8 protein-coding genes are annotated in these 9,320 nt (G+C 74.0%); 3 read left to right on the top strand and 5 right to left on the bottom strand.

Annotated features, from left to right (window positions below; genetic code table 11):
• Window positions 1-88: 88 nt before the first annotated feature.
• The 5 genes from ACFU7Y_RS32805 to ACFU7Y_RS32785 all read right to left on the bottom strand — a co-directional run bounded on the left by ACFU7Y_RS32805 (window position 89) and on the right by ACFU7Y_RS32785 (window position 6,681).
• Window positions 89-1,141 carry a hypothetical protein gene (locus ACFU7Y_RS32805; protein ID WP_380770560.1) on the bottom strand — a complete coding sequence of 351 codons (1,053 nt, stop codon included), beginning with the start codon at window positions 1,139-1,141 and terminating at the stop codon, window positions 89-91.
• Between the two features lie 169 nt (window positions 1,142-1,310).
• The gene (locus tag ACFU7Y_RS32800; RefSeq protein ID WP_380770559.1) at window positions 1,311-2,915 is read right to left on the bottom strand and encodes an alpha-amylase family glycosyl hydrolase; all 1,605 of its coding nucleotides are present in this window, start codon (window positions 2,913-2,915) and stop codon (window positions 1,311-1,313) included.
• 213 nt (window positions 2,916-3,128) lie between these two features.
• A complete protein-coding gene (locus ACFU7Y_RS32795) occupies window positions 3,129-3,773 on the bottom strand; it encodes a bifunctional 4-hydroxy-2-oxoglutarate aldolase/2-dehydro-3-deoxy-phosphogluconate aldolase (protein ID WP_380770558.1) in 645 nt (214 codons plus the stop codon).
• Entirely contained in the window at window positions 3,770-5,380 is a 1,611-nt protein-coding gene (locus ACFU7Y_RS32790; RefSeq protein WP_380770557.1) for an amidohydrolase family protein, read from the bottom strand. Before ACFU7Y_RS32790 ends, ACFU7Y_RS32795 begins: the two co-directional genes overlap by 4 nt.
• The gene (locus ACFU7Y_RS32785; protein ID WP_380770556.1) at window positions 5,380-6,681 is read right to left on the bottom strand and encodes an amino acid deaminase; all 1,302 of its coding nucleotides are present in this window, start codon (window positions 6,679-6,681) and stop codon (window positions 5,380-5,382) included. The genes ACFU7Y_RS32790 and ACFU7Y_RS32785 overlap by 1 nt, the downstream gene beginning before the upstream one ends.
• Window positions 6,682-6,890: 209 nt before the next feature.
• On the opposite strand from ACFU7Y_RS32785, the gene ACFU7Y_RS32780 reads away from it, so the two are divergent.
• The 3 genes from ACFU7Y_RS32780 to ACFU7Y_RS32770 are packed head-to-tail and all read left to right on the top strand — an operon-like array spanning window position 6,891 to window position 9,250.
• A complete protein-coding gene (locus ACFU7Y_RS32780) occupies window positions 6,891-8,012 on the top strand; it encodes a sugar kinase (RefSeq protein ID WP_380770555.1) in 1,122 nt (373 codons plus the stop codon).
• 31 nt (window positions 8,013-8,043) lie between these two features.
• Window positions 8,044-8,793 (top strand): IclR family transcriptional regulator, encoded by a 750-nt coding sequence (locus ACFU7Y_RS32775; protein ID WP_224283450.1) that lies wholly within the window; start codon window positions 8,044-8,046, stop codon window positions 8,791-8,793.
• Window positions 8,794-8,821: 28 nt separating this feature from the next.
• A complete protein-coding gene (locus tag ACFU7Y_RS32770) occupies window positions 8,822-9,250 on the top strand; it encodes a RidA family protein (RefSeq protein ID WP_380770554.1) in 429 nt (142 codons plus the stop codon).
• The last annotated feature ends 70 nt before the right edge of the window (window positions 9,251-9,320 follow it).

Here is a 9,320-nt window from a genome sequence, read left to right as displayed (position 1 = left end):
GGCTTGTCCAGAGCCGGGCGCGGGCCGCCGTTCCCCAACCCGGTGCCGATGCCCGTGGCACCGGGTGGAGCCTCTCCGAGGGGTGCGGTCAGACCGCGACCGCCTCCTCCGTCTCCTCCTCGGCCTCCTGCGGCGTCTCCACCGGGCGGCGCCCGCGGCCCTCGTACACCGCCGCGGCCACCAGGGCCACCCCGCCGAGCAGCAGCCAGACCAGCAGGGTCACGACGTGCCCGCCGAGGCCCGCTCCGCCGTCGAAGTACATGACGCTGCGCGCGCCCTCCAGGAAGCCGGCGCCGGTCCAGAAGCCGTGCAGGCCGCCGAAGAACCCGTTCTGCAGCTCGGGCCGGTAGATGCCGCCGGAGGAGGTGAAGTTCAGCATCACGAACAGCACCATCAGGGCCAGCGTGGTCCACTTCTTCAGGAAGCTGTGCAGGCCGATGCCGATCAGCACGATGCCCGCCGAGTAGAGCCAGCCGAGCGCCCAGACCGCGGCGTGGTCGTGGTCGACCACATGGAAGACCGGCCCGGCGGTGACGATCCCGATCACGCTGACCACCAGCGAGACCGCCACCCCGACCAGCGCCCGCACCCTCAGGCTCAGCGCCACGCCGGCGGCACCGATCGCCGCGACGCTGGCGTAGGAGCCGATGCTCAGCGCGACCAGCAGGAAGAACAGGCCCTGCCCGGTCGGGTCGCCCTCGGCCGGGGTGGTCAGGTCGGTGACGTGCAGCGGCACGCCCTGCCGGTCGGTGACGTTGGTGAACACCTCCGTGGCGGCCACCACCGAGGTGTCCGAGTTCCCCTTGGCGACGATCAGCTCGGGGCTCTTGGCGTCCGGGACGAAGGCGCCCACGAGGTCCCGGTCGCGCAGCTGCTGCTCGGCGGCGGCCCGGTCGTCCACGGTGCGGACGTCGAGCGCGTCCCCGGCCTTGCCCTGGATCGCCTGCGCCAGGCCCTGCGCCTGCGGCGTGGTGCCGACCACGGCCACCTTGAGGTGGTGCGGCTCGGGCTGGTGGAACGCGCTCTGGTAGGCGAGCGCCATGCCCAGGCACATCAGCAGCGGGGTGATCAGGTGGGTGGCCAGGTGCTTGAGCGAGTGCCCCAGGGTGGGCTCCGCGGCAGGGTTCCGGGGTGTGCTCATGGTGTTCGTACCGTCCTCCGGTGGTGTCTCTCCACGATCAAAGAAGATGCGAAATGCAACCAATATGGATGGTCAATGCAACCTTCTATCGATGTAGCTTACAACCATTCGACATCGATCGAAAGCCGGGCCCCATCGGCCGGCGGCCCGGCTTCGACCGGACCGGCCGTCAGCCCAGATCGAACACCCCGTACGAGAACCCGTCCGCCCGCAGCTCGCCGTCCGCCACCCGTACGCCCTGCACCTCCAGCGGCCGGACGCCCTGCGCCCGCCGGACACCCTCCGGCAGGCCCGCGAGTCGTACCACCGCCGGCTCCCGGCGCGGGTTGACCGCCACCAGGTACCGCCCGGCCCGGGTGTACACCAGCGGGTAGCCGGCGTTCCGGACCTCCACCTCGCCGACCGCACCCAGCCCGGGGTGCGCCCGGCGCAGCGCGACGAGCCGCCGGACGGTGTGCAACAGCGAGGTCGGGTCGGCGCGCTGGGAGAGCACGTCCGGGCGGTGCAGGTCCGGGTCCACCGGCAGGTACAGCCGCTCGGGCGGGGCGCTGGAGAAACCAGCGGTGGGGCCGGGCGTCCACTGCATCGGGGTGCGCGAGCCGGCCCGGTTGAACCGCGGGCCGAGCACGCTGCCCTCGATGTCGGGCAGGCCCGGCAGGTAGCGCATGCCGATCTCGTCGCCGTAGTAGACGGCCGGGAGGGTCGGCCAGGTGAGCAGGAAGGCGAAGGCGGGGGCGAGTTGTTCCGCGGTGCGCGGGCCGGTGGCCAGGCGGGAGAAGTCGTGGTTGGCCGTGGGCAGCACGATGTGCCCGCTGCCCTCGGTGAGTTCGGCGGCGGAGCGCCAGGCGTCCAGGAAGGGCTGCGGAGCGCCCCGGCCCTCGGCCTCGAAGTAGCAGGCCTCCTGGTGCCAGAACTCCTCGACCGTCCCGCCGTTGTTGTTCCAGAGCGAGCGCAGCGCCAGGCCGTGGTCCTCGCCGCCGAAGTGCAGGAAGAAGTCGGCGTGGAAGCCGGCCGCGACGGCCGCCGCCGGGTCGCCCCACTCGGCGAGCAGGACGGCCTCGGGGTGGGTGCGGTCCAGCCAGTCGCGCAGCTCGGTCCAGAGCTTGGCGGTCTCCACCTTGCCCGGATCGTCCTTGACCAGCGAGTACGCCATGTCCACCCGGAAGCCGGACACCCCGAGGGCGAGCCAGTGCGCCATGATCGCGCGCAGTGCCGCCCGATTGGCGCGCGGGCCCTCCGCGTCCACCGCCTGCCGCCAGGGCTCTTCCGAACTGCCACGCGCGTAGCCGAAGTTGAGCGCCGGCTGGAAGTCGAAGAAGTTCGGCCGGTACCAGCCGGGGCGGTTGCCGGGCGAGGCGACGAAGCCGTCCACCGCGGTGTCGGACCAGATGTACCGGTGGTCGGACGGGTCCTCGGCGGAGGCCAGGAACCAGGGATGGCGGTCGGAGGTGTGCCCGGCCACCAGGTCCAGCAGGACCCGGATGCCCTTGCGGTGGGCGGCCTCGACCAGGGCCGCCAGGTCCCCGGTGCTGCCGTAGCGCGGGGCGGGGGTGAGGTAGTCGGTGACGTCGTACCCGGCGTCGCGGAACGGCGAGGCGAAGCAGGGGTTGAGCCAGACGGTGTCGACACCGAGCCAGGCGAGGTGGTCCAGGTGCTCGGCGATGCCGGCGAAGTCGCCGATGCCGTCGCCGTCGGAGTCGGCGAAGGTCTGCGGGTAGATCTGGTACAGCACGGCGTCGTCGAGCCAGTCGGGGCCGGGGCGGGTCGAGGTCATGGGCGGTTCCTCCTGCCGGGGTCCGGAGGCCCGGGCCTGTCCGGGCGGGGCTGGGCCGGGACGGGCTCGGCCGGGGCCGAGCCGGATGCCCCCGATTCTCGTCCAATCCCGGCCGCCCTGACAGCCCACCTCGCCCCGCCGCCGCCTTCTTCACGGAGCCCGCACCCGCGCTTCTCGGCGGAGGCCGCACCCGCGGCGCCGCAGTGCCGGTCCCTACGGGGCCTGCCCCGCACAGGCCGCCGTGAACAACCGGGCCCGCCGGGTGATCTCCGCCCAGTCCCCCGCCGCGACCACGTCCGGCGGCACCACGTCCGTCCCCGCGCAGACCGCGAGCGCACCGTGCGCGAGGAACGCGGCGGCGTTGCCCGCGTTCACCCCGCCGGAGGCCACCAGCGGCACGTCGGGGTACGGGCCGCGCAGGTCCTTGAAGTAGCCGGGGCCGAACGCCCGGGCCGGGAAGATCTTGACGGCGGCGGCGCCGAGGTCCACCGCGTGTGCCACCTCGGTCGGGGTGAGCGCCCCGAGCACCACCGGCACCCCGGCGGCGGCCGCCGTCTCGGCGACCTCGGGACGGCAGCCGGGGGTGACCAGGAAGGAGGCCCCCGCCTCGACTGCGCGCCGTGCCTGCTCGGCGGTCAGCACCGTCCCGACCCCGACCCGCCGGCCGGACTTCGAGGCCCTGAGCAGATGCCGCGTCACATCCGGTGTGGTGTAGGTGAATTCGGTCAGGTTGATGCCACCCTCGGCGAGTGCGGCGCAGAGCGCGGCGGCGTCCGGGATCCGGGGGGCGCGGACCACCGCGATCACCGGTTCGTCGCGCAGGACGGAGAGATCGGTCGTGGCGGAGAGCTCGGTCATGGGGCCAGGGTTCCTCGGTCGGTTCGGCGCAGGGCGCGCCCGGACCGGGCGCCGGTGGTGCGACCCTGCCGGACGACGGCGGTGCCGTTGACGTACACGTACTCGATGCCCTCGGCGGGCAGCCGGGGGTGCTCGAAGGTGGCGGCGTCCCGGACCTTCTCGGGGTCGAGGAGCACCAGGTCGGCGTGGTGACCGGGGGCGATCCGGCCGCGCCGGTCCAGCCCCAGCCGGGCGGCGGGGCGGCCGGTCATCCGGGCGATCGTCTCCTCCAGCGTCAGCACACCCAACTCCCGGCTGTAGTGGCCGAGGTAGCGCGGGAAGGTGCCCCAGGCCCGCGGGTGCGGCCGGGCGCCGACCAGCAGTCCGTCGCTGCCGACGGTGTGCGCGCGGTGGCGCATGATCGCCCGGACGTTCTCCTCGTGCCCCACGTGCTGGAGGATCGTGGTGGCCAGCTCGTCCCGGCGCAGCAGGTCCAGGAACACCTCGGTGCCGGTCCGCTGCTCCTCGACGGCCAGCTCGGCGACGGTACGGCCGACCGTCCCGGCGAGCGGGGCCGAGCGGACACCCGAGATCTGGATCGTCGCCCAGTCGGTGACCACGCCGTGGCAGCCGTCGCTGCCCTTCTCCTCCACCTCGTACCGGATCTTCGCGCACTGCGCGGGGTCGGCGAGCCGCGCCAGCGTCGCGGCCGGGCCTCCCTCGGTGGCCCAACTCGGCAGCAGGGCGGCCAGGGTGGTGGAGCCGGGCAGGTAGGGGTAGCTGTCCAGGGTGAGGTCGACGCCGTCGGCGAGCGCCCGGTCGAGAAGCTCCAGCAGCTCGCCGGCCCGGCCCCGGTTGACGCCGAAGTTCATCGTGGCGTGGGTCAGGTGCAGCGCGCAGCCGCTCTGCCGGGCGATCTCCACCATCTCCGCGTATCCCTCCAACGCCCCCGCACCGTACGAGCGTTGGTGCGGCGCGTGGAAGCCGCCGTAGGCCGCGACGACGGTGCACAGCTCGACCAGCTCGGCGGTGTCCGCGTACATCCCGGGGGTGTAGCTGAGGCCGCTGGACATGCCGACCGCGCCGTCCAGCAGGCTCCTCGCCAGCACCTGCCGCATCCGGTCGAGTTCGGCCGGGGTGGGCGGACGGTTGTCCCAGCCCATGGCGAGCATCCGCAGCGTGCCGTGCGGGACGAGGTAACAGGCGTTGACGGCGACACCGGTGCGGTCGATCCGGTCCAGGTAGCCGGCGACGTCCCGCCAGTCCCAGGCGAAGTCGCCCGGATTGCCGTTCCAGCCCGCGAGTTGGCGGCGCAGTGCGGGCAGCGTGACGTCGTCCACCGGGGCGTAGGACAGGCCGTCCTGGCCGAGGACCTCACAGGTGACGCCCTGGGTGACCTTGGCGGGGTGCTCGGGTTCGAGCAGCAGGGCGAGGTCGGAGTGGGCGTGCATGTCGATGAAGCCGGGGGTCAGCACCAGCCCGTCGGCGTCCACCGCCTCGGGCGCGTCGAGGCCCTCGCCGATCTCGGCGATCAGGCCGTCGGCGATCCGGACGTCCGCCCGGTAGCGCTCCGCGCCCGTGCCGTCGACGACCGTCGCCCCCTTGAAGACCGTTCTCCCCCCGGGCATCAGAAGAACGTCCTGACCAGGCCGGTGACCTTCGGCTCGGCCGCGCCCGCGGAGTCCAGCACCGGGATCGCCGTCCACTTGTCGAAGGCCGTGCACGGGTGCGAGACGCCCAGCCGCAGCACGGCGCCGATCGGCGCCAGGTCACCCGCGTCGCGCAGGAAGGCGTGCTGGTCGTTGAGCGCGGTGATCCGGGCCGCCGTTCCGGTCAACTCTGCTCCGCCGCGCACCTGTTGCGGCTCGGGAAGGCCCTCGTCGAAGGGCAGGTCGCGCTTGCCCGCGTCCAGCAGCGCGAGCTGCGGCTCGGGCCGGGAGACCACCCGGGCCCAGCCGTGCAGCGCGCCCCGGAACGGCGTCTGTCCGCCGTCCCGGGCAAGCGGCGAGATGCCCCGGTAGAAGCCGTCGTCGTGGGCGATGTACGCACCCGAGCGCAGCACCACGAACGCCTCCGGCAGGTTCGCCAGCTCCTCGGCCACCAGGTCGAAGTAGGCGCTGCCGCCGGCCGAGACCACCGGCCGGGTGCCGTCCGGGTAGGCGCTCGCCAGCCGGCCGTGCAGGTCACCGAGCGCCCGCAGGTAGCCGCGGACGGAGGCCAGCGCCTCGGCCGAGGCGTCGTGCGCGAGCGCGCCCTCGTACCCGCCGACGCCGGCCAGGCGCAGGGTGGGGGCGCGCAGCACGGCGGCGGCGACCTCGACGGCGGCGTCCACGCCGCGGGCGCCGGTCCGCCCGCCGGGGCCGCCGAGTTCGACCAGCACCTCGACCGGCCGTTCGGCCCCGGCGGCGCGCAGCGCCTCGTCCATCAGCCGCACGCTCTCGGCGGAGTCGACCCAGGAGAGGAAGGCGAAGTCCGGGTCGGCGGCGAGTTCGTCGGAGAGCCAGGCCAGTCCGGCCGGGTCGAGCAGGGTGTTGGCGAGCAGGATGCGCCGGACCCCGAAGGCCCGGGCGACCCGCACCTGGGGCAGGTTGGCGAGGGTGATGCCGTGGCTGCCGGCGTCGAGCTGTGCCTGCCAGAGGGTGGGCGCCATGGTGGTCTTGCCGTGCGGGGCGAGCGCGACGCCGGCCTTGGCGCACCAGTCGGCCATGGTGCGGACGTTGTGGTCGAGGGCGGCGCCGTCGAGGGTGAGCAGCGGGGTGCCGAGCGAGGAGAGGGTGGGGCCGGTGGCGAGCCACTCCCGGGTGCTGCGGCCCCACGACTGCGGTGGAGCGGCTTTGAACCGCCAGTCGAGCGGCTCGTCGGCCAGGGCGGCCACCGCGCCGCGGGCGATGCCCGGCCCGGTGCCACTGCTTGCGAAGGTCTGCTCCATCACCGTGTCCCTCCATCCGCACAGGTTGCAACATGTGCAACGTGGGTTGCACATGCTGGCAACACGGTTCTAGCATCGGCGCCGGATCACGGTCAACGGACCTGACTCCCGGTCAACGGGGTCGGCTCGTGCGCAAACGCTCATGCGCAACGGTGCCGGCCCGGTGGGCCCGCTCTCGACGGAACGGCCGCAGACGAGGAGCCCCGCACATGCCGCGACAGGACACCCAGGGCCCGACCCGCCCCGGCCCTCCCCCGACGGCCGTGTGCGTGGGCGAGTCGATGGCCGTCCTGCTGCCGGACCGCCCGGGGCCGCTGGAGTCGGTGGAGAGCTTCCGGCTCTCCGTCGGCGGCGCGGAGTCCAACGTGGCGGGCGCGCTGGCCGCCCACGGCGTGCCGACCGCCTGGATCAGCCGGGTCGGCGACGACGGCTTCGGCCGCCGGCTGCTCGCCGAGGTCGCCGCCCGCGGCGTGGACGTCTCGGCGGTCGCGGTCGACCCGCACCGCCCGACCGGCCTCTACCTCAAGGAGGTCGGCGGCGCCACCGGGGACCGCCACGACCTCGGCCCCGGCCGCAGTCGGCTGCACTACCACCGGCGCGGCTCCGCGGCCGCCGCGCTCTCCCCCGACCTGCTCGCCGACCCGGCCGCCGCCGCACTGCTGTCCGGCGCCCGGCTGCTGCACCTGTCCGGCATCACCGCCGCACTCTCCGACGGCTGCCTGGCCCTGCTGCGCGCCCTGCTCGCCGACCGCCGACCGGACCGGCTCGTCAGCTTCGACCTCAACTGGCGCCCCTCGCTCTGGCACGACCGCGACCCGGCCGTGCTGCCAGCCCTGCTGGACACCGCCGACCTCCTGCTGCTCGGCGCCGACGAGGCCGAGGCCGCCTTCGGCACCGGCGACCCGGCCACCCTGCGCCGCCGCTTCCCCGCCCCGGCCACCGTCGTGGTCAAGGACGCCGCCAGGCAGGTGACCGCTCTGGACCGGGACGGTACGGCGGTCACCGAGCCGGCCCTTGCGGTCGAGGTGGTCGAGGCCACCGGCGCGGGCGACGCCTTCGCGGCCGGTTACCTGGCCGGCACCGTCCGGGGCCTGGACCAGCGGCGCCGGCTGCGGCTCGGCCACCTGAGCGCCGCCTGCGCGCTGACTGCCCACGGCGACCAGGCCGAGCTGCCGGACGCCGCCGTGGTGGCCGCCCTGCTCGACGCCTCCCCCGCCGAGTGGGCCGCGACCCGGGTCACCGCGGAGGGCATCACCGGCCCGACCCTGCCCACCGGCCGCGTGCGCCCGGCCGACCGGGCCCCGTCCGCCGACCGGGCCCGGGCACAATGAGCAGGAACCCCAGCCCTCGAAGCGGAGCACGATGAGTCAGACCGTCACCCGCGCCCTGCGCATCCTCGCCGAGCTCGGCGAGGGCGAGCGCTCCCTCGACCAGCTCGCCGAGGTACTCGGCGTCCACAAGACCACCGTGCTCCGACTGCTCCAGAGCCTCGAAGAGGAACGATTCGTCTATCGCGACGCGACCTACCGCTACCACCTGGGCGCCGGCCTCTTCGCGCTCTCCGGCCTGGCCCTGGAGCAGCGCGGCGTGCGCCGGATCGCCGCCCCGCACCTGGCCGAGCTGAACGCCACCACCGGTCAGACCGTGCACCTGGCCGCGTACGAGGGCGGCGAGGTGGTCTACATCGACAAGTTCGACTCCCGCCATCCGGTGCGGATGTACTCCCGGATCGGCCTGCGCGCCGCCCTGCACAGCGCCGCCGTCTCCAAGGTGCTGCTGGCCGACCTGCCGCTGCCCGAACGGCGCCGGGTGGTGGCCGGGATCGACTTCACCCCGCACACCGAACGCACCCTGACCACCCCCGAGGCGCTGCTCGCCGAGCTGGAGAAGGTCGCCGTCCAGGGCTGGGCACAGGACCACGCCGAACACGAGGCCTTCATCAACTGCGTGGCCGCGCCCGTCCGGGACGCCAGCGGCCGCGTGGTCGCCGCCGCGTCGATCTCCGTCCCCGACGTGGTCCTGCCGTACGAGCAGGTGCTGGACCTGCTCCCGCAGCTGCTCGCCACCACCCGCGCCGTGTCGGCCGACTGCGGCCGCCCCGACCACAACTGACGAAACGTCGAAGACACCAAGGAGCCCCATGTCCTCCGAGCAGCCCCGGATCGGCGAGAAGGCCGAGATCCGCACCGACGGCGCCCCCGCCCCCGCCTGGATGTTCTCCCAGGGCGTCCGCAAGGGCCCGATCCTCCAGGTCTCCGGCCAGGGCCCGCAGGACCCGGACACCGGCGAGTACCTGCACCACGGCGACGTGAAGGCGCAGACCCGCCGCACCCTGGAGAACGTCAAGGCCATCGTCGAGGCCGGCGGCGCCACCATCGAGGACGTGGTGATGTTCCGCGTCTACCTCACCAAGCGCGCCGACTTCCCGCTGATGAACGAGGTCTACGCCGAGTTCATCGAGGAGAACATCGAGCCCGGCGGCGTGAAGCCGTGCCGCACCACCGTCTTCGTCGAGCTGCCGCAGGAGCCGATGCTGGTCGAGATCGACGCCCAGGCCGTCATCGGCTGACGCACCGCCGCACCGAAGGGCCCGGACGCCACCCGCGCGTCCGGGCCCTTCCGCCCGTCCGGACGCCTGC

The organism is Kitasatospora sp. NPDC057542 (genome assembly GCF_042801945.1).
Classification (GTDB): domain Bacteria; phylum Actinomycetota; class Actinomycetes; order Streptomycetales; family Streptomycetaceae; genus Kitasatospora.
This window is presented reverse-complemented; position numbering and strand designations above follow the sequence as displayed.

What these genes read in the sequence shown, in the direction of transcription:
- ACFU7Y_RS32805 (WP_380770560.1), bottom strand. Translation starts at nt 1,141, where the DNA reads ATGAGCACACCCCGGAACCCTGCCGCGGAGCCCACCCTGGGGCACTCG.
- ACFU7Y_RS32800 (WP_380770559.1), bottom strand. Translation starts at nt 2,915, where the DNA reads ATGACCTCGACCCGCCCCGGCCCCGACTGGCTCGACGACGCCGTGCTG.
- ACFU7Y_RS32795 (WP_380770558.1), bottom strand. Translation starts at nt 3,773, where the DNA reads ATGACCGAGCTCTCCGCCACGACCGATCTCTCCGTCCTGCGCGACGAA.
- ACFU7Y_RS32790 (WP_380770557.1), bottom strand. Translation starts at nt 5,380, where the DNA reads ATGCCCGGGGGGAGAACGGTCTTCAAGGGGGCGACGGTCGTCGACGGC.
- ACFU7Y_RS32785 (WP_380770556.1), bottom strand. Translation starts at nt 6,681, where the DNA reads ATGGAGCAGACCTTCGCAAGCAGTGGCACCGGGCCGGGCATCGCCCGC.
- ACFU7Y_RS32780 (WP_380770555.1), top strand. Translation starts at nt 6,891, where the DNA reads ATGCCGCGACAGGACACCCAGGGCCCGACCCGCCCCGGCCCTCCCCCG.
- ACFU7Y_RS32775 (WP_224283450.1), top strand. Translation starts at nt 8,044, where the DNA reads ATGAGTCAGACCGTCACCCGCGCCCTGCGCATCCTCGCCGAGCTCGGC.
- ACFU7Y_RS32770 (WP_380770554.1), top strand. Translation starts at nt 8,822, where the DNA reads ATGTCCTCCGAGCAGCCCCGGATCGGCGAGAAGGCCGAGATCCGCACC.